This window comes from Fundidesulfovibrio sp. (genome assembly GCF_058402725.1).
In genome coordinates this window covers 1-18,239 of the sequence record NZ_JBZVFJ010000079.1, presented here as the reverse complement: position 1 = coordinate 18,239, position 18,239 = coordinate 1, and the positions used below count along the sequence as shown (strand labels likewise).

Genomic DNA, 18,239 nt, shown 5'->3' with positions numbered 1-18,239 from the left:
CCGTGAGGAGCTTGTCGGGTCCGTCCAGGCGGATGAGGAGCATGCCCGAGGACTCGTTGCACTGGGAGTCCGACAGCTCGAAGCCGCTCAGGTAGAAGCGGTTGGCGGCGTGGGAGACGAGCAGGGCCTTGTGTCCGGCCTGGCGCATGCGCGCGCGCAGTTTTTCCCGCCGGTTCTGGAAGACGGCGGGGGCGAAGGGTTCGAAGCTCACGGGAGTCCTCAGAGGGCGTAGGTGGTTTCCGGCTTTCCGAGCGCCATGCGTTCGGCCCACTCCACGCCCTGCATGACGGAGTGGTCCATGTTGCTCACCTCGTACTTCCAGCCCCCGAAGCGCCCGCGCGAGAAGATGCCTTGGGCTTCCAGCCAGGGCTGGACGGCGCGCAGGGCGGCGTCGCGGCCCAGGGTGGGCACGGGGTAGGAGTAGTCGAGGCGCATCTCCCAGGTGGAGACGACGGCGTCGCGTTCCGATTCGGCCATGAGCGAGACGTTTACAAGACCGTCCACCACGCTGTCCAGGTGGGAGGCGGGTTCGGGCTTGTGTTCGGAGAAGCTCACCTCGGTCATGTAGGCGCGGTGTCGCACCGTCATGCCGTCGGGGTCCGGGGTGTTGTTGGGCGAGTAGTGGTGGAAGTTGGTGACGCGGTAGAAAGGATTGTCGGACTCGGGGAAGTACATCCAGCAGTGGGAGTCGGTCTTGGGGCCTTCCACGCCCACGCCGCCGATCCAGCCGCCGGAGTGCGCCAGGCCCGAGGCGGCCTCGCGCACGGCGTCGGGGGCGTCCGTCAGGCGCTCGCGGGCCAGGATGTCCAGGGGGCCGGTGGTGAGGAGCTTCTCGTAGGCGTAGGCCTCGCCGGTGTCGCAGTGGACGGTCTTTGCGCGCGCGTCCACGCGGGTGACGTTGCGGCCGTAGCGGATGTGGTCGCCCAGGCGCGCGGCCACGCGGCGGTAGATCTCGCCCGTGCCGCCCGTGAGGGGGAAGCGGAAGCTGCTGTTGGGGCCCCAGTTCACGTCGTCCTTGGCCAGCACGAGGTTTTCCAGGGTCCTTTCCAGGTCGATCACGCTCACGCGTTCGCCGATCCAGCGGTAGTCCATGGCCTCGGGCGGGGTGGCCCACACCTTGAAATTGTAGGGCAGCATGAAGTGCCGGGCCAGCCCCGGGCCGAAGACGTGCTCGATCCATTCCCGGAAGTGGGCGGGATGGTCGTTCTGCAGGGCCGGGCGCACGTGGGGCAGGAGGCCGCGCACGCAGTCCCAGGCCATTTCGGGGGGCAGGTGGCGGATGTTGTTCTGGAAGGGGTAGGGCACCCAGCGTTTGGCGATGCGCACCCAGGCCTCGCGGCGGTGCTCCAGGTACTCCGCGCCCAGCACGTCTTCGAGCATGCGGTCGAAGTATTCGTAATGGGAGAACACCACGTGGCCGCCCACGTCCCAGGTGAAGCCCTTGGCGTCGCGGTAGCTGGCGGCCAGGCCGCCGGGGTGGTCCTTGGCTTCGAGCACCAGGAAGTCGCGGATGCCCAGTTCCGATAGACGCCGGGCCGCGCCCAGCCCCGTGGGTCCGGCTCCGACGATGAGGTATTGCGTGCGCATGGTGGTCCTCCCGGGATGGTCGGAGTCGAAATGCAAACTTCGCGCCGATTCGTGCGGCGCGTCGGCGGGGGTCAGCCCCTGGGCAGGAGGAGGTCCATGAAGCCCGGCCACACGGCGTCGGCCGTGAGGATGAGCGTGAGCAGCGTGACCACCCCCACCGTGAACCAGGAGACCGCGTTGAACGCCGGACCGTTGACGAAGGAGCCCATGATCCGCCGGTCGTTGACGATGAGCAGCATGAGCGCCAGCACGGCCGGGAGCACGGCCCCGTTGACCACCTGAGAGAGGTACATGATGGCCAAAAGCGGCGCGTCCGGGACCATGATCACCAGGGCCGAGAGCACGATGGACAGGGTGAAGAGCCCGAAGAACTGGGGGGCCTCCCGGAAACTCTTGTCCACGCCCAGCTCCCAGCCCATGCCCTCGCAGATGTAGTAGGCCGTGGAAAGCGGCAGCACGCACGCCGCGAAGAGCGAGGCGTTGAAGAGCCCCACGGCGAAGAGCAGCGTGGCGTAGGGGCCGGCGGCCGGGGCCAGGGCCTGGGCTGCGTCGGCGGCGGTCTCCACGGTGAGGCCCTGCTGGTGGATGGCCGCCGCGCACGAGGCCACGATGAAGAAGGCCACCACGATGGCCAGAAAGCAGCCCACGATCACGTCCAGGCGGGCGAAGGCGTACTGCTCGCGGGTGATGCCCTTCTCCACCACCGTGGCCTGCTGGTAGAACTGCATCCAGGGGGCGATGGTGGTGCCCACCATGGCGATCATCATGGTCACGTAGCCGCCGTCCCAGCGGATGTCCGGGACCACGGCGGCGCGGGCCACCTCCATCCAGTCGGGCTTGGCCAGGATGGCGGCCACGGGGTAGGCCAGATAGATCAGGCAGGCGAAGAGGAACACCTTCTCCACGATCCGGTAGGAGCCCTTCACGATGAGCAGCCACACGGCCGCCGCCGAGAGGGGCACGGAGACGAAGCGGCTCACCCCGAAGATTTCCAGGCTTGCGGCGATGCCCGCGAATTCCGAGACGGTGTTGCCCAGGTTGGTCAGGTAGAGGGCGATCATCACATAGAAGGTGACGCCCACGCCGAAGCGTTCGCGGATGAGGTCCGAGAGGCCCTTGCCGGTCACCGCGCCCATGCGGGCGCACATCTCCTGCACCACCACCAGGGCGGCCATGGTGGGCAGCATCATCCAGAGCAGGCCGTAGCCGTAGCGCGCCCCTGCCAGGGAATAGGTGGTGATGCCGCCGGCGTCGTTGTCCACGTTGGCGGTGATGATGCCGGGGCCGAGGATGCTCAGGAAGAGCAGGATGTTGCGGCGCGAGAGCTTGCGCAGGACGGCGGCCATGAAATTCTCCTCGGGGCGCGATCTTGAAAAACTTGACTTGTTTTTCAAGATGAAAATCAATGGTTTTGGTTGTTTGTCTTGGCAATCCGTCCGCACGGATCGTGAGGGCGCGGCACTAGAAGCTGCGCTTGGCCCGGAAGCGCTTGCGGCGGTTGCTGTCGCGCAGCGAGTGGCTGAGCATGTCGTCGGCGGTGATCACGCCCTCCAGGGAGCCGTCCTCGCCCAGCACGGGAACGGCCCACAAGCCGTACTTCTCCACCATCTCCAGGGCCTCGTCGGCGGTGGAGTCGGTGTGCACGGCCTTGATGGACTGGCTCATGATCTCCCCGAGGGTCGCCTGGGGCGGCGCGCCCAGGATCTCGCGCAGGCTGGCAACGCCCAGGGGGCGCTGGTCCTCGCCAAGCACGTAGACGTAGTAGATGAGCTCCGTCTCCAGGGCCTTGGAGCGGATGTGCCCCAGGGCCTCCTCGGCGGTCAGGGAGGGAGGCAGGGCGAAGAACTCGTTGACCATGAGCGCGCCCGCCGTATCCTCCTCGTGCTCCAGGAGTTCCTGGACCTTCTCGGCGTCCTCGGCGTCCATGAGCCCCAGGAGTTCCTGGGCCTCGTCGTCGGGCAGCTCGGTGAGCACGTCGGCGGCCTCGTCCGGGGCCATCTCCTCCAGGATGTCGGAGGCGCGTTCCTTCTCCATGCGCGAGAGGAGCCTTCCGCCCTCCTCGGGCTCCATCTCGGCCAGGGCCTCGCCCGCGGTCTCGTCGTCCAGGGAGAGGAGCATCTTCTCGGCGTCCTCGTGGGGCAGCTGGGAGATGATCTCGGCCAGGTCCGCCGGGTGCATGTCCACGAGCTTGTCGCGGCTCACCGTGAGCGAGAGCGAGGTGACCTTGTCGTCCAGGGGCTGCACGAACTGCCAGCTGATCTCCTTGTGGGGCAAATCCTTGCGGAAGAGCCCGGAGACGAAGCCCCAGAGCCGCTCCTGGCCCAGCCTGCGGGCCAGGCCGCGCACGCCCGTGTCCACGGCCGTTACGCACAGGGCGTCCAGGCAGCCTTCCACCTTGAGGTCGTTGACGCGCACCAGCCGCGCGCCCTCCACGTCCACGATCTGCTTGTCCATGATGTCGCGGCGCACGAGGATCACGCCCTCGCCGTCGGGATCGAAGGGCTCGGCCGGGGCGCGTTCCAGGTCAACGGCGATGACGTAGGCGTTGAAGAGGTCCACGGCGATCCAGGGGATGCAGGTCATCTCCTGGCCTTTGCGCGCGACGAGCCCGGCGATGTAGGGCAGGCGCTCGCCGCGCTCCATGGAGAGGTCTTGGAGCACGCCCAGGGGCCGGCCCTGCTTGTCGATGATGGGTCTGCCCAAAAGGGCGCTGGCGAAATAGGAGGCGTTGCTTGCTGCCATGGCGGTTCCTTCGGGGGCGCGTTGCGCGGCAGCGCTGCACTACCCCAAGGAACCGGCGACGGCAACCCGCCGTAGCAAAATAAGGACCGTCCGAGACGGCGCGGGGCTCAGGGAGCTTCGGAGAAGCCTCCCGCGCGCACCAGGTGCGGGCAGGCCCCCACCAGGGAGGGGCCGCGCTCCCGCACGAAGCGGGGCACGTCGGCCAGGGGCACGGCGGCCAGCTCCGAGTGCTCGGTGGCGTCGAGCATGGCCCAGGCCCCCAGCACGTCGCGATGGTCGGCCTGGAGGTCCACGGCCACGCCCAGCTCCCAGATGCCCGTCTGCGTGTCCTCCACCAGGGCCACGGGGCGCAGCGAAGCGGCCGGAGCCGAGACGCCCAGCTCCTCGCGCAGCTCCTCCAGGAAGAGGCCGCGCCAGGAGAGCGAGCCGTCGCCTTCCCTTAGCCCAAGGTGCAGCGTGCCCGCCGGGGCCGTCTCCCAGAGCCCGCCCTCGATGGCCAGGGAGGTCTTGCGCAGCCCGAAGAAGAGATGCCCCGAGGCCGTCACCAGCCCCATCACGGCCAGGGAGCGCACGGGCAGGGCCGCGAAGCGTTCCGGCTCGCGGCAGCGGGCCACATGCCAGCGGTAGGGCGCGGCGAAGCCGTGGAGCGCGCCGCCCTCCATCCCCGCCAGGCTGAAGATGCGCCCGTCGTAGAGTCCGGGGCGCTTCAGGCGTTCTTGTTCCCAGAGGGCGTCCGTCCGGGCCAGGAGGTCGGGGTCCGGGGCCGGGACGGGGGCGTCGTCCAGGATGCGCAGGCCGGGGGGGACGGGGTGGGTCAGGTACATGGGCGTCTGCCTCCGAGGATGGTCAGGAGCACGGCGGCCAGGATGAGCGCCGAGCCCGCGTAGCCCAGGGGCGTGAAGCGCTCGTCGAAGAGCGAGAAGGCCAGCAGGGCCGCCACCACGGGCTCCAGCGTGGCGATCACGGCCGCGCGGCTGGCCTCGATGCGCCGCAGGCCCGCGTAGTAGAGCGAATAGGCCCCGTAGGTGCTCATGGCCGCCAGCACGGCGCAGGAGATCCAGGCCTGGGGGCTGCGCGGGCCGAAGCTGAAAAAGGGCGTCATGCAGGCCGCGCCCACGGGCAGGGCGTAGAGGAAGATGGTGGGCGTGGGGTAGCGCCCCAGCAGGAGCTTCCCGAAGATGTAGTAGAGCGCGTAGGTGAGCCCCGAGAGCAGGCCCATGGCGATGGCCGTGGTGTTCACCGGGCCGTCCAGGCCGTGGCCCAGGCTCACGCCCGCCACGCCCGCCAGGGTGGCGGCCACGGCGGTGAGCTTCACGGCGGTCATGCGCTCCTTGAGGAGCTTCCAGGCCAGCAGGGCCACCCACGCCGGGGCCGTGTAGAGCAGCACCGAGGCCAGCGCCGCCCCGCCCGCGCGCACGGCCAGCACGTAGCTGGCGAAGAGCCCGAAGATGCAGGCCACGCCGAAGAGCCCCACCCAGGGGAGGTCCTTCATGTCCACGCGCACGCGGCGCAGGGCCAGGGCGTGCCCGGCATAGAGCACCCAGGCCATGGAGGCGCGCCAGAAGGCGACTTCCAGGGGCGTCATGCCCTCCTGGATGGCCAACTTGGAGAGGGGGCCGATCATGCCCCAGAGCAGGGCCGCCGAAGCCACGAGCAGGTATCCCGAGAACATGGCGGGAGCTTGTACCCCGTAGCCCCCCCCATGGGAAGGAGAATCGCTAGCGAACCGGTCCGGTAGGATTGGCCGTCAGGCCTGAAAGCAGCCGGGAAAGTCGGCTTGTCGCCCGTAAGCGGCTCTCAAGCTCCTGGGCCTGGATTTGTCACCCGGCGGGAGTCCGTCAGGATTTGGGCGGCCGGTTGGCCAGGGCCACGCCGGTGAGCACCAGCGCGCCCCCCGCGATGATGGAGGCGTCCACGGGCTCGCCCAGCAGCGCAGCGCCCAGCACGGCGGCGGAGACGGGCACGAAGTTGATGAACACCGCCGCCCGCGAGGCCCCCAGGCGCTGGATGCCCTGGTAGAACCAGAGGAAGCCCAGCCCCGTTCCGAAGAAGCCCAGGTAGGCGATGGCCGCCCAGCCTTTCCAGGAGAGCCCGGCCGCCTGCTCGGCCAGTCCCTCGGCCAGGGCCGGGGGCAGGAGCATGCACATGCCCGCCAGGCAGGAGAGAGTCACGGCGGCCAGGGGCGAGAGCCTTCCCATGACGCGCTTGCCCAGCAGCGAATAGGCCACCCAGGTGAGCATGGCCCCCACGATGGCCGCGTCGCCCAGGGTGACGGCCCCGGAGAAGACCTCCAGCGGGTTGCCCCGCCCGATGACCACCGAGGCCCCCAGGATGCACAGGCACACGCCCAGGGCCTTCACGCGGCCCAGGGGCTCCTTGAAGAACAGGCGCGAGAGCAGGGCGATGAACACCGGGTTGCCCGCCACGATCATGGCCGCGCGCGCCGCAGGCACGCTCTTGAGGCCCCAGAGGAAGAAGACGTTGTAGCCGAACACGCCAGTGGCCCCCAGGCCCAGCACCAGGAGCGCGGTGCCCCCGCCGGGTCGCTTGGGCCTGCCCTCGGTGAGCAGCCACAGGGGGACCAGGAAGAGGTTGGCGGCCACGAAGCGCAAAAACGAGGCCGAGAGGGGGGCGATCTCGGGGCCGAGCATGCGCCCGGCGATGAACGTGCCGCCCCAGATCACCGCCGTGGCGAAGAGCTTGACGGTGGTCAGTCTCACCGGCCCCTGTCCTTCACGGCCAGGAGCCCCTGCACGGTGGCCGCGCCCAGCACCACGGCCATGCCAGCCAGGGCCGTGGACGAGGGGGCCTCGCCCAGGAAGAGGAACACCCACACGGGGTTGAGGATGGGCTCGATCACCGGGATGATCATGGCGGGCAGGGCGCGCACGTGGCGGATGGCCCGGGTGTAGAGGTAGTAGGCCAGCCCGGTCTGCACCACGCCCAGCACCAGGAGCGCGCCCACGCCCTTGATGTCCGGCCAGGGGCCCTGGAAGCAGAAGGGCAGGCAGCCCAGGGCCAGCAGGGCGTTGCCCAGGAGCACGGCCTCGGTCTGTCCGCCCTGGTCGCCCAGCTTGCGCAGGCACAGGGGGATGCCCGCGAAGGTCAGGCTGGAGGCCAGGGCCAGGATAATGCCGAGCTTCCCGTCGGGGGAGATGTCGCCCCAGAAGAAGAGGGTCATGCCCGCCAGGGCCAGGGCCAGGCAGAGCCAGTCGCGCCCCCGGGTGGGCTCGCCCAGGAATTTCGGGGCCAGGATGGCCACCCAGAGGGGGGCCAGGTACTGGAGCACCACGGCGTTGGCGGCGGTGGTCAGGCGCGTGGCGCACACGAAGAGCAGCAGGGTGAGGGAGGTGGACAGGGCCGCGCCCAGCAGGGGCCAGCTCGGGCGGATGCGGGGCCTGCCCAGCACGGCCAGCATGAAGAGCGCGGCGATGCCCGAGCGCGTGCCCGCGATGGCCAGGGGGTTCCACTCCACGCTCTTGATGAACACGCCGCCCACGCTCCAGAGCAGGGCGGTTACCACAAGGGCGAGGGTCGCCGAGGCGCGGGTCACGGACGGCCTCCGGACGCGCGGCAATGCGGCGGGGCCGCGACGGACGCGATAGGCATGGGATGGCCTCGGGGTCGGGCTATTCGCCCAGGTAGGCCCGGCGGATGTCGGGATTGTCCAGGAGTTCGCGTCCGGTGCCGGAGAGCACGATGCGCCCTGTCTCCATCACGTAGCCCCGGTGGGCCAGCTTGAGGGCCAGGTTGGCGTTCTGCTCCACGAGGAGCACGGTCATGCCCTCGGTCTCGTTGACGCGGCGGATGATGGAGAAGATGTGCTCCACGATGAGCGGGGCCAGGCCCAGCGAGGGCTCGTCCAGGAGAAGGAGCCTGGGCCTGCCCATGAGGGCGCGGCCGATGGCCAGCATCTGCTGCTCGCCGCCGGAGAGCGTGCCGCCCTGCTGGCGCTCGCGCTCCTTGAGGCGCGGGAAGAGTTCGAACACGCGTTCCATGTCGTGGCGCACGGCGTCGTGGTCGCGGCGGCGGAAGGCCCCCATTTCCAGGTTTTCGGCCACGGTGAGGCGGGGGAAGATGCGCCGCCCCTCGGGCACCTGGCACAGGCCCATGGCGGGCAGTTCCTCGGGAGGCACGGCAGAGGCGTCGCGCCCCTGGTAGAGCACCTGCCCGGCCATGGGCTTGAGAATGCCCGAGATGGCCATGAGCGTGGTGGACTTGCCCGCCCCGTTGGCCCCGATGATGGTCACGATCTCGCCTTGGGCCACGGCGAGGTCCAGCTCCTTCACAGCGGGGGCGCGGCCCCAGCCGGCCGAGAGGCCGCGCAGCTCCAGGATGGGGGCGTCCATCTAGTGGTCCTCCTCGGAGCGCTTGCCCAGGCGCTTGGCCGGGATGAGCCCGGCGGGGCGGAAGAGCATCATGAGCGCCATGGCCGCTCCGAAGACGAGCATGCGGTAGTTCTCGAAATCGCGGAAGAATTCCGGCAGCGCGATGAGCGCCAGCGCCCCCAGCACGATGCCCGGCACCGAGCCCATGCCGCCCAGCACCACCATGGCCAGCACCATGGCCGACTCGATGAACGTGAACGACCCCGGGGACACGAAGCGCATCTTGGCCGCGAAGAAGGCCCCGGCCAGGCCGCCGAACACCGCGCCCATGGCGTAGGCCAGCAGCTTCAGGCGGAAGGTGTCCACGCCCATGATGGAGGCGGCCGTTTCGTCCTCGCGGATGGCCTCCCAGGCGCGGCCGATGCGCGAATCGCCCAGGCGGCGCACTGCCAGCACCGTGAAGAGCGCGATGGCCAGGATGAGGTAATATTGTGATTGCGGGCTCTTCACCAGCATGCGCGTGAGCTCCCAGCCCTCCTCGGGGTCGGGCAGCCAGACCGCAGCCGGTTTGACCCCAAGGATGCCGTTGGGGCCGCCGGTGAGCTTCATCCAGTTGTTGAGCACCAGGCGCAGGATCTCCCCGAAGCCCAGGGTGACGATGGCCAGGTAGTCGCCGCGCATGCGCAGGGTGGGGTAGCCGATCAGGCAGCCGGCCAGGGCGGCCAGCACGGCGCACAGGGGCAGGGCAAGCCAGAAGGAAAGCTCGTAGTGCACCGAGAGCAGGGCGTAGGTGTAGGCCCCCACGCCGTAGAAGGCGATGTAGCCCAGGTCCAGGAGCCCGGCCAGGCCCACCACCACGTTGAGTCCCAGGCCCAGGGTCACGTAGACCAGCACGTTGATGGCCACGTCCTGTCCGTAGCGCGAGCTGAGCAGCGGGAAGACGAGCAGGGCCGCGAGGCCGCCCCAGAGGGCCAGCTTCACGGGCACGCGGGCCGCAGCCCCGGAGACGCCCCGGCCCAGGCGTCCCAGCTGGTCGCCCCCGGCGCGGTTGAGCCGCCACAGACCCAGGCAGGCCAGCACGCCCAGCAGGGCCGCTCCGGTGATCTTCGCCGCCGGGACGAAGTCGAGCCCCTGCGCGCCGATGCCGGTCATGGGCCACACGAGCAGGTAGACCCACAAGGCCCCGAAGGCCAGCTTGGCGGGAAGCCCCTTAGACGCGGGTGTCATTGATGTTCTCGCCCAGAAGGCCGGTGGGCCGGAAGTAGAGCACCGCGATGAGGATCACGAAGGCGAACACGTCCTTGTATTCGCCGGAGATGTAGGCCGCGGTGAAGATTTCCGTGGCGCCGATGATCAGGCCGCCCAGCATGGCCCCGGTGATGGAGCCCACCCCGCCCAGCACGGCGGCGGCGAAGGCCTTGATGCCGGGCACGAAGCCCATGTCGAAACGCACGGAGCCGTAGTAGAGCCCCACCAGGATGCCCGAGGCGGCGGCCAGGGCCGCGCCGATGGCGAAGGTGACGGAGATGATGCGGTCGGAGCTGATGCCCACCAGGGTGGCCATCACGCGGTCCTGGGCGGTGGCGCGCATGGCCTTGCCCAGGCGCGTGCGGAACACCAGGAGGTTGAGCCCCACCATGAGCAGGGCCGTGAGCGCCAGGGCGATGAGCTGGAGGTAGGTGAGGTTGAACCCGCCCACCTGGAGAGCGCCCTTGGCGTACACGCCGGGGTAGGTCTTGTCGTAGACGCCCTGGGTGAGCATGAGCCCGTTCTGCAGAAAAATGGACATTCCCAGGGCCGAGAGGAGCACCGAGAGCTTGGAGGCGCGCCGCAGGGGCTTGTAGGCCACCTTTTCCACGCCCATGGCCAGCACGGCGCAGTAGGCCATGGCCAGGAGGAAGGCCACGGTGAGACACAGCCAGGGGTGGGTGCGCATGTAGCCCTGGGAGTCCATCCAGGCCAGGAGGATCACGCCCATGTAGCCGCCCGCGGCGAAGAACTCGCCGTGGGCGAAGTTGATGAGCTGGATGATGCCGTAGACCATGGTGTAGCCCAGGGCGATGAGGGCGTAGAACCCCCCCAGGGTCACGGCGTTGATGAGCTGCTGGAGAAAGAAGTCCATGTGCGGTGTGTGTCTCAGTAAAGCTGTGTTTCTATCTCGTGCAGGCCGATCACCCGGCACCGGTCCGGCATCCTGTTGCGGATCAGGGAGGCCAGCTTCTTGTCCGCCGTGATCAGCGGGGCGGCAAGTTCGATCGCCAGGGCCACGTACATGCAGTCGTAAATCGGGTGTTCGAGTTCCACCGCCAGAGGCAGGGCCTGCTGGGCCAGTTCGTGGTCGGGCTGGAGAATCACGGGGGCGCCGCGCAACACTCTGAGCCTTGGCGCCGCATCGTCCGCGTCCAGATCGCCCGCCTTGACCTTGCGCCACAGCGCGCTGCCGCATTCCGCCACGAGCAGCGCCGGTGCGACCATGCGCAGCATGCGCAGGGCGAAGGCCCGGTCGCTGTCGGGTTCGCGCACCAGCCATTTCACGGCCACGCTGGCGTCCACGACAACGGTATGGGTCATGTCACGAATCCGGCTCTGCGGTCGCGCTCCTGGCGGATGAGTTCGGCGCTGTCCGTCTTCTGGGGCCTGGAGGATTCCTGGAGCCTGCGGGCCATGTCCCAGAAGTCTTCGGCTCCGGGGCGCAGGGCCTCCTCCAGGATGCGCCTGTGCTCGGACTCCACGCTCACGCCCTTCGCGGCGGCCCGCTGTTTGAGCAGACGAACAAGGTCTTCGTCAAGGTTTCTCACGATGAGCTGGGCCATTTCGTTGTCCTCCGGGCCGGATGCTATCAATGATAGCACCGGCCGGGAGATCGGGCAAGGCGGTCGGTGGAGCTGCCTGCGCTGGCGCTGGCCGGGGCGACGGGGTAGGGTGCGGGCGGGTGTAACCGGCGTCGGGTCTCGACGGACCAACAGGCAGGAGGTGCGACATGCCCTGCGTCATGGATTTCCGGATGATCCCCCTGGACAGGAACGAGGCCATCAGCCAGCACATCGCCCGGATGGTGGAGGTGGTGCGCGCGAGCGGCCTGCCCTACCAGACAGGCCCCACGGTCACGGTGGTGGAGGGGAGCTGGCAGCAACTCATGGAACTGGCCACCCGGTGCTTCGAGGAGAACTCGAAGGACTCCGCACATTTGCTCATCGAGCTGCGCATCCACTGGCGCAAGGGCAGGCAGGGCCACCTGTCGGGCCAGGCCGCGTCCGCCCGGGAACGCCCGGCCGGGGAGACTGCCGCTCCCTGAGCGATGCCTTGGCGCCGGTGCGCGGGCCGCTTGCGATCCCGCCGCTTCAAGCGGCTCTCTCCCGTCGCGCCCTGGGGAGTGCGCTTCTGCGTCCCGCCGTTTCCCGCCGCCCTCCGGGGCGGCGTTCTTTCGCAGCGTCCTCAGGACCGGAAGATGAAGTAGACCGCGCCCACCAGGCAGAGCCCGGCCCAGAGGTGGTCGAGCTTGAGGGGCTGGTTCATGTACCAGATGGAGAAGGGCGCGAACACCGAGAGGGTGATCACCTCCTGCAGGATCTTGAGCTGCGGCAGGCTGAGCGTGGTGTAGCCGATGCGGTTGGCGGGCACCTGGAGCAGGTATTCGAAGAGGGCGATGCCCCAGGAGAAGAGCGCGGCGAGCCACCAGGGCCGCGCGTGCAGGTTCTTCAGGTGCGCGTACCAGGCGAAGGTCATGAACACGTTGGAGGCGATGAGCAGGCCGACGGTGATGAGGACGGTGCGGTTGAACATGCTTGGGTTCCCGGGGGCGGACGTCTGTTGAAGGGTTGATTCGTTCGATGGGCCGGTCCCCTCGCCGTCGCGAAGCAACCAGGGAGTGCAGAGGGCGCAGCCCTTTGCCCGCCGGAGGCTTCTCCCACGACCGCGCTTCCGTCCACGCCACGCAAAAGGGGACCGCCGCGCGCGCGGCGATCCCCCGGGTTGCGTAGTTCGTCGTCCGCGCTAGAACAGCTTGCCGGTGGCGGGGTTCCAGAATTCCTTGAACTTGTCGCCTTCCACCTTGAAGACCACGTAGTTGGAGCCGGAGTCGCCGTTGTCCTGGAACTTGATGACCTTGGACGCGCCGGGCAGGTTGAGCTTCATGAGCTCCGCGCGGATGGCGTCGGCCTTGGTGGACTTGGCGGCCTTGATGGCGGTGAGCAGGGCGTAGGCCGAGTCGAAGGCGTAGGCCGAGTACGCGCCGGGCTCGCCGTGCATGGCGGTGTATTTGTCCAGGAACTTCTTGTAGACCGGGGAGTTCTTGTCGGCGTAGCCGAAGGTGAAGAACACGCCCTGGGCCTGTTCGGGGGCTTCCTTGATGAAGTTGGGATGGTACACGGCATCCTGGGAGAGCACGGCGCACTTGAGGCCGAGCTGACGGAACTGCTTGATCATGCGGATGCCGGCGGAGTTGTTCTGCAGGCTCATGTAGAACACGTCGGGATTGGCGGCCTTCACCTTGGTGAGGATGGCGGAGTAGTCCATGTCGCCTTCGTTCACGTGTTCATGGGCGGCCACGGTGATGCCCAGCTTCTTGGCTTCCTCGGCCACGTACTCGGCCAGGTGCTGGGAGTAGGTGGTCTTGTCGTCCACGATGAAGACGCTCTTGGCCTTGAGCTGGTCCTTCATGAACTTGGCGGCCGCGTCGGACTGGTGGATGTCCAGGCCGCACATGCGGTACATGTACTTGTAGCCGCGCTGGGTGACCTTGGGGTTGGTGGAGGCCGGGGTGATCATGGTGATCTTTTCTTCGTTGAGCACGTCGGAGGCGGGGATGGTGGCCGAGGAGCAGTAGGCCCCGATCACGCCCGCCACCTTGGAGTTGGCCAGCTTGTTGGCGCCGGCAACGGCCTGGCGGGGGTCGCAGGCGCTGTCCTGCACTTCCACCTCGATGGCGTCGAAGCCGGGGACTCCTCCCTCGGCCTTGAACACCTCCACGGCGGTCTTCACGCCCTTGACGATGTCGTTGCCGTCGGCGGCCGACGAGCCGGAGATGGGGGCCAGCACGCCGATCTTGAGCGGGGCCGCCCAGGCCGCGCCCGCGCAGAGGGTGAAGGCCAGGGCCAGAAGCCACGTGAAACGTTTCGCCATGTCGTCCTCCTGATGGGTTGATGCCGAACGGGTCGCGCCGACCTTGGCGCTCGCCGGGTGTCTAATGGGCCACGCCCAGGTAGGCTTCCACCACCCGGGGGTCCTTGCGGATGTCCGCCGGAGCGCCCTCCGCGATCTTCTCGCCGTGCTCCAGCACCACGATGCGCGTGCAAAGCCCCATGACCACCTTCATGTCGTGCTCCACCATGAGCACGTTGACGCCCAGGCCCAGGATGGCCTCGATGTCCTTCATGAGCGCCGCCGACTCCGTGGGGTTGAGCCCGGCGGCAGGCTCGTCCAGCAGGATGGTGCGGGGCTCGCTGGCCAGGGCGCGGGCGATCTCCAGGCGGCGCTGCAGGCCGTAGGGCAGGTTGCGCGCTTCTTCGGACTCCATGTCGCCCAGGCCCATGAAGTCGAGCGCCCAGCGGGACTTCTCCCGGATGGCGCGCTCCTCGGCCTGTTGCGAGGGCAGGCGCAGCACCGCGCCCAGCACGCCCGCGCCGGTGCGGCCGTGGCGGGCGATCATCACGTTTTCCAGGGCCGTCATGTTCTGGAAGAGGCGGATGTTCTGGAAGGTGCGGGCCAGGCCCATGGCCAGGATGCGATGCGGCGGCTCCCCGGCCAGGGTGCGGCCGTCGTAGGCGGCGCGGCCGGCGCTCACCCGGTAGACGCCGGTGATCACGTTGAAAACGGTGGTCTTGCCCGCGCCGTTGGGGCCGATGAGCCCCAGGATCTCGCCCTCGCGCAGCTCGAAACTGACCTCGGAGAGGGCCTGGAGACCGCCGAAACTGACGCTGACGTCCTCGAACACCAGATGGGCCATGCGGGGTGAACGCTCCTTGGGGGGATAGGAACGGCCCCTGTACCCCGCATGGCCCCGGATTGGCAAGATTGTCAGACGCTCGGATCAGGAAGGGCGCGCGGGCAGCACCGCCCGGGCCAGTTCCGTGTAGGCCTCGCCACGCTCCGCCCCGGCGCCGTGCTCCAGCAAGCCTTCGCGCATCACGGCCAGCCGCGTGCACAGCCGCGAGACCACCCGCAGATCGTGGGAGATGAACAGGCACGCCAGGCCCCGCTCGCGCCCCAGCCGCTCCAGAAGATCGAGGATCTGGCCCTGCACCTGCATGTCCAGTGAGCTCACCGATTCGTCCAGCACCAGCACCTCGGGTTCGGGCGCCACGGCCCGCGCGATGCACACCCGCTGGAGCTGGCCGCCGCTGAACCGCCCGGGCAGCTTGCGCGCATCGCCAGCCGAAAGCCCCACCATCTCCAGGAGCCCCGCCACGCGGCGCTCCAGGGCCGCCCCCGCGAGCCCCTCGAAGTTGCGCAGCGGCTCGGCCACGATCTCTCCGGCCGTCATGCGCGGATTCACCGCGCCCACGAAATTCTGGAAAACAACCTGCACCCGCCGCCGGAACGCCCTCCAGTCCTTACCCTTCAACGAGGCGATCTCCCGCCCCCGGAAGCGCACGCTCCCGGCGTCGGGGCGCTCCAGCCCCAGCACCACGCGGCCCAGCGTGGACTTGCCGCAGCCGCTGCGCCCCACCAGCCCCAGGCATTCGCCCGGGTGCAGCTCCAGGTCCACTCCGCGCAGCACCTCGTGGACCTCCCCTCCGCCGAAGAGCCCGCCGCGCCGGTAGGCTTTGCGCACCTTTTCCAGTCGCAGGAGGCTCATGCCGCCTCCCCGGCCCGCTCGCCCGTCCCGGCCTCGGCTCCGGACCGGGCCTCGAAGGCCTCGTGCAGTTCCAGGTGCGCAGCCAGCAGCGTGCGCGCGTAGGGGTGCGACGGGGCCTCGAACACCCGGGACACCGGACCGGTCTCCACGATGCGCCCGTCCTGCATCACGGCCACGCGGTCGGCCAGGCGCGCCACCACGGAGAGGTCGTGCGTCACCAGGAGCACCCCCAGACCGCGTGCGCGGCGCAGCCGGTCGATCAGGTCCAGCACCTTCGCCTGGGCGGGCATGTCCAGGTCCGTGGTGGGCTCGTCGGCCAGGAGCAGGCGCGGCCCGCCCAGCATGGCCAGGGCCACGGCCACCCGCTGGAGCATGCCCCCGCTCATCTGGAAGGGATAGAGCCCCAGGAGCGCCCCGGGCGACTCGAAGCCCGCCTCGGACAGGGCCTGCCCGGCCAGATCCGCGCCCCGCGCCCAGCCGGTTCCCAGCGCCCTCAGGGTCTCCTTGAAGTGGCCGCGCACGGTCATCACCGGGTCGAAGCAGCTCGACGGGTTCTGGAGCACCACGGCCGCGTCACGGCCCCGGCGCACCGTCTCGCGCCCGGCCACGCGCACGCGGCCCCCGGACCGGCGCACCCCCGGAGGCAGCAGATCCATCACCGACAGGCACGTCAGGGACTTGCCCGAACCCGACGCGCCCACCAGACCCAGCACCTCGCCCGGGGCCACGTGGAGGCTCACGCCGCGCACCAACTCCCGGGGCGCGGCCCCCGTGGTCTCCACGCGCAGTTCCTCGATCTCCAGAAGGCGCTCAATGTCCATGGTCGTGCTCCCCGGCAAGGTTGGGGTCCAGGTGGTCGCGCAGGGCGTCGCCCAGCACGTTGAAGGCCATCACCGAGAGAAAGATCATCAGCCCCGGAAACAGGATCAGCTGCGGCGCGGTGCGGATGTACTGGCGCGCGTCCCCGATCATCACCCCCCATTCGGGCGTGGGGGGCTGCACCCCAAGCCCCAAAAACGAAAGCCCCGACACGTGGAGCATCATGTGCCCGATGTCCAGGGTGGCCAGCACCGCCATCTGCGCCAGCACCGGCGGCAGGATGTGGCGCGCCGCAAGCATCAACCCCGACGTGCCCGCCACGCGCGCGGCCAGCACGTGCTCCCGGTGACGCAGTTGCAGCACCATGCCGCGCACCATCCGCGCGTACCAGGCCCAGTGCGTGAACACGATGGCGATGATCACGTTGGTCAGCCCCGTTCCCAGGACGCCTATGAGGAACAGGGCCATGATGAACGTGGGAAACGTGAGCACCACGTCGCACACGCGCATGATCGCCCCGTCCACCCAGCCCCCCGCATAGCCCGACAGGCCGCCCACCGCGAAGGCCAGCACCAGGATGCTCCCCGCGATCACCGCCACCGACCCCATGGAGGCCCGCGTGCCGTACACCAGCCGCGACCAGATGGAGCGGCCCAGATGGTCCGTGCCCAGGGGCTCCTCCCAACTCGGCGGTTCCAGCTTGCGCGCGATGTCCGTGAGGTCCGGGTCCTGCGTGGCCATCCAGGGCGCGAAGAGCGCCATGCACGCCAGCAGCGCCACCATGGCCAGGGCCGGGCCGACCAGCCTGTGCTCCCGCAGCATGCGCCTCACGGCCTGCCTCCCGCGCCGCCCAGGCGCATCCTCGGGTCCGCGACGGCGTAGGCCACGTCCACCGCCAGGTTGCACACCACGAAGATGGTGGTCATCACCAGCATGAAGCACTGGAGCACAGGGAAATCCCTGTTGAAGATGCTCCCCACCGCAAAACGGCCCACGCCGGGCCAGGAGAAGACGCTCTCCACCACCACAGCGCCCCCCAGAAGCTCTCCAACATGCATCCCCGTGGCCGTCAGGATCGGAATGAGCGCGTTCACGAACATGTGGCGCCACACCACCGCGCCCTCGCCCACGCCCCGCGCGCGCGCATACAATACATACCGTTGGTGCATGGTTTCCAGCATGCTCGCCCGGATGAGCCGCGTGTTCACCGCCAGCGACATGAGCGCCAGAGCGAACGCGGGCATCACCAGCCGTTCCAATCCCCCGCGGCCCAGCGGCGGCAGCCAGCCCAGCTCCATCGAAAAGAGCCACACCAGCAGGAACCCGAACCAGAAGTTGGGGATGGACACCCCAGCGAAGGCCATGGCCCGCGTCAGATGGTCCGGCCACCTGTCCTTTCTGAGCGCAGCCAGCACGCCCAGCGGCACGGACAACCCCATGGTGATCAACAGCGACGCCCCCGCCAGTTCCAGCGTGGCGGGCAGATAATACAGGATCTCGTCCATCACGGGGCGGCCCGTCACGTACGAACGGCCGAAATCAAGACGCGCGGCCTTCTCCAGCCACAGGACGTACTGCACCGGCAACGGCCGGTCCAACCCCAACAACTCCCGCGCCATGACCAGATTCTCCGCCGTGGGCGGAATCTGCGATATCCGCAGCCAAGACTGCGCAGGATCGCCGGGCGCCATCCGCAGGATCAAAAACACCACCAGCGACACCGCCAGCAGGATCACCGGCAGCATCGCCAGGCGGCCAAGGATGTAGCGTGCCATGAAGTATCCTTCAGGTTGAAGTTGTCCCGCCACGCCCCCCCGGCACTGCCGCGACGCGCGGGGCGCGGGAGAGGCCTCCGGCGGGCAGAGAGGGCGCTGCCCTCTCTGCACTCTCCCGGCAGGGCTCCGCCCTGCACCCGCTGGGGGGATGATCCCCCCAGACCCCGCAATTGCTTCGCGGGCTTCACCGGC

At 69.0% G+C, this 18,239-nt stretch carries 21 protein-coding genes; 1 reads left to right on the top strand and 20 read right to left on the bottom strand.

The genetic code is table 11. The annotated features are described in order from the left end of the window. From ACV4UX_RS11540 to ACV4UX_RS11480, 13 genes are all read right to left on the bottom strand, one after another. Positions 1 to 148: aminopeptidase P family N-terminal domain-containing protein (locus ACV4UX_RS11540; RefSeq protein ID WP_491593430.1), on the bottom strand; the 148-nt coding region annotated here is incomplete at its 3' end. A 71-nt stretch (positions 149 to 219) separates the two neighbouring features. Continuing rightward, a complete protein-coding gene (locus ACV4UX_RS11535; RefSeq protein ID WP_491593428.1) occupies positions 220 to 1,587 on the bottom strand; it encodes a protoporphyrinogen/coproporphyrinogen oxidase in 1,368 nt (455 codons plus the stop codon). Between the two features lie 71 nt (positions 1,588 to 1,658). Next, entirely contained in the window at positions 1,659 to 2,933 is a 1,275-nt protein-coding gene (locus ACV4UX_RS11530; protein WP_491593427.1) for an Nramp family divalent metal transporter, read from the bottom strand. Between the two features lie 115 nt (positions 2,934 to 3,048). After that, positions 3,049 to 4,329 (bottom strand): magnesium transporter, encoded by a 1,281-nt coding sequence (locus ACV4UX_RS11525; RefSeq protein WP_491593426.1) that lies wholly within the window; start codon positions 4,327 to 4,329, stop codon positions 3,049 to 3,051. A gap of 107 nt (positions 4,330 to 4,436) precedes the next feature. Continuing rightward, on the bottom strand, positions 4,437 to 5,153 hold the full coding sequence (locus tag ACV4UX_RS11520) for a hypothetical protein (RefSeq protein ID WP_491593425.1): 717 nt from the start codon (positions 5,151 to 5,153) through the stop codon (positions 4,437 to 4,439). Next, entirely contained in the window at positions 5,144 to 6,001 is an 858-nt protein-coding gene (locus ACV4UX_RS11515; protein WP_491593424.1) for a DMT family transporter, read from the bottom strand. Before ACV4UX_RS11515 ends, ACV4UX_RS11520 begins: the two co-directional genes overlap by 10 nt. Positions 6,002 to 6,167: 166 nt before the next feature. Further along, positions 6,168 to 7,049 (bottom strand): DMT family transporter, encoded by an 882-nt coding sequence (locus tag ACV4UX_RS11510; protein WP_491593423.1) that lies wholly within the window; start codon positions 7,047 to 7,049, stop codon positions 6,168 to 6,170. Then, a complete protein-coding gene (locus tag ACV4UX_RS11505) occupies positions 7,046 to 7,882 on the bottom strand; it encodes a DMT family transporter (protein ID WP_491593422.1) in 837 nt (278 codons plus the stop codon). The genes ACV4UX_RS11510 and ACV4UX_RS11505 overlap by 4 nt, the downstream gene beginning before the upstream one ends. A gap of 76 nt (positions 7,883 to 7,958) precedes the next feature. Next, positions 7,959 to 8,678 carry an ABC transporter ATP-binding protein gene (locus ACV4UX_RS11500; protein ID WP_491593421.1) on the bottom strand — a complete coding sequence of 240 codons (720 nt, stop codon included), beginning with the start codon at positions 8,676 to 8,678 and terminating at the stop codon, positions 7,959 to 7,961. Then, positions 8,679 to 9,884, bottom strand: coding sequence for an ABC transporter permease subunit (locus ACV4UX_RS11495; protein WP_491593420.1), 1,206 nt, complete (start codon positions 9,882 to 9,884; stop codon positions 8,679 to 8,681). Further along, positions 9,868 to 10,779, bottom strand: coding sequence for a branched-chain amino acid ABC transporter permease (locus ACV4UX_RS11490; RefSeq protein WP_491593419.1), 912 nt, complete (start codon positions 10,777 to 10,779; stop codon positions 9,868 to 9,870). Before ACV4UX_RS11490 ends, ACV4UX_RS11495 begins: the two co-directional genes overlap by 17 nt. A 14-nt stretch (positions 10,780 to 10,793) precedes the next feature. Beyond that, positions 10,794 to 11,228, bottom strand: coding sequence for a type II toxin-antitoxin system VapC family toxin (locus tag ACV4UX_RS11485; RefSeq protein ID WP_491593418.1), 435 nt, complete (start codon positions 11,226 to 11,228; stop codon positions 10,794 to 10,796). Beyond that, entirely contained in the window at positions 11,225 to 11,470 is a 246-nt protein-coding gene (locus ACV4UX_RS11480) for a FitA-like ribbon-helix-helix domain-containing protein (protein ID WP_491593417.1), read from the bottom strand. The genes ACV4UX_RS11485 and ACV4UX_RS11480 overlap by 4 nt, the downstream gene beginning before the upstream one ends. A gap of 167 nt (positions 11,471 to 11,637) precedes the next feature. Between ACV4UX_RS11480 and ACV4UX_RS11475 the strand changes: the two genes are divergently transcribed. Beyond that, entirely contained in the window at positions 11,638 to 11,952 is a 315-nt protein-coding gene (locus ACV4UX_RS11475; RefSeq protein WP_491593416.1) for a thiamine-binding protein, read from the top strand. Positions 11,953 to 12,092: 140 nt separating this feature from the next. Here ACV4UX_RS11475 and ACV4UX_RS11470 read toward each other — a convergent pair whose 3' ends face one another. The 7 genes from ACV4UX_RS11470 to nikB form a co-directional block, all read right to left on the bottom strand. Beyond that, the gene (locus tag ACV4UX_RS11470; RefSeq protein WP_491593415.1) at positions 12,093 to 12,440 is read right to left on the bottom strand and encodes a DMT family protein; all 348 of its coding nucleotides are present in this window, start codon (positions 12,438 to 12,440) and stop codon (positions 12,093 to 12,095) included. Between the two features lie 210 nt (positions 12,441 to 12,650). After that, positions 12,651 to 13,778 carry a branched-chain amino acid ABC transporter substrate-binding protein gene (locus ACV4UX_RS11465; RefSeq protein ID WP_491593414.1) on the bottom strand — a complete coding sequence of 376 codons (1,128 nt, stop codon included), beginning with the start codon at positions 13,776 to 13,778 and terminating at the stop codon, positions 12,651 to 12,653. A 61-nt stretch (positions 13,779 to 13,839) separates the two neighbouring features. Then, the gene (locus ACV4UX_RS11460) at positions 13,840 to 14,601 is read right to left on the bottom strand and encodes an ABC transporter ATP-binding protein (protein WP_173080888.1); all 762 of its coding nucleotides are present in this window, start codon (positions 14,599 to 14,601) and stop codon (positions 13,840 to 13,842) included. An 84-nt stretch (positions 14,602 to 14,685) separates the two neighbouring features. Further along, a complete protein-coding gene (locus tag ACV4UX_RS11455; RefSeq protein ID WP_491593413.1) occupies positions 14,686 to 15,453 on the bottom strand; it encodes an ABC transporter ATP-binding protein in 768 nt (255 codons plus the stop codon). Continuing rightward, positions 15,450 to 16,274 carry an ATP-binding cassette domain-containing protein gene (locus ACV4UX_RS11450; protein ID WP_491593412.1) on the bottom strand — a complete coding sequence of 275 codons (825 nt, stop codon included), beginning with the start codon at positions 16,272 to 16,274 and terminating at the stop codon, positions 15,450 to 15,452. Before ACV4UX_RS11450 ends, ACV4UX_RS11455 begins: the two co-directional genes overlap by 4 nt. Beyond that, on the bottom strand, positions 16,264 to 17,094 hold the full coding sequence (nikC, locus tag ACV4UX_RS11445) for a nickel ABC transporter permease subunit NikC (protein WP_491593429.1): 831 nt from the start codon (positions 17,092 to 17,094) through the stop codon (positions 16,264 to 16,266). Before nikC ends, ACV4UX_RS11450 begins: the two co-directional genes overlap by 11 nt. A gap of 5 nt (positions 17,095 to 17,099) precedes the next feature. After that, positions 17,100 to 18,047: a nickel ABC transporter permease subunit NikB gene (gene nikB / locus ACV4UX_RS11440; RefSeq protein WP_491593411.1), complete on the bottom strand. Its 948-nt coding sequence runs from the start codon at positions 18,045 to 18,047 to the stop codon at positions 17,100 to 17,102. Between the last annotated feature and the right edge of the window lie 192 nt (positions 18,048 to 18,239).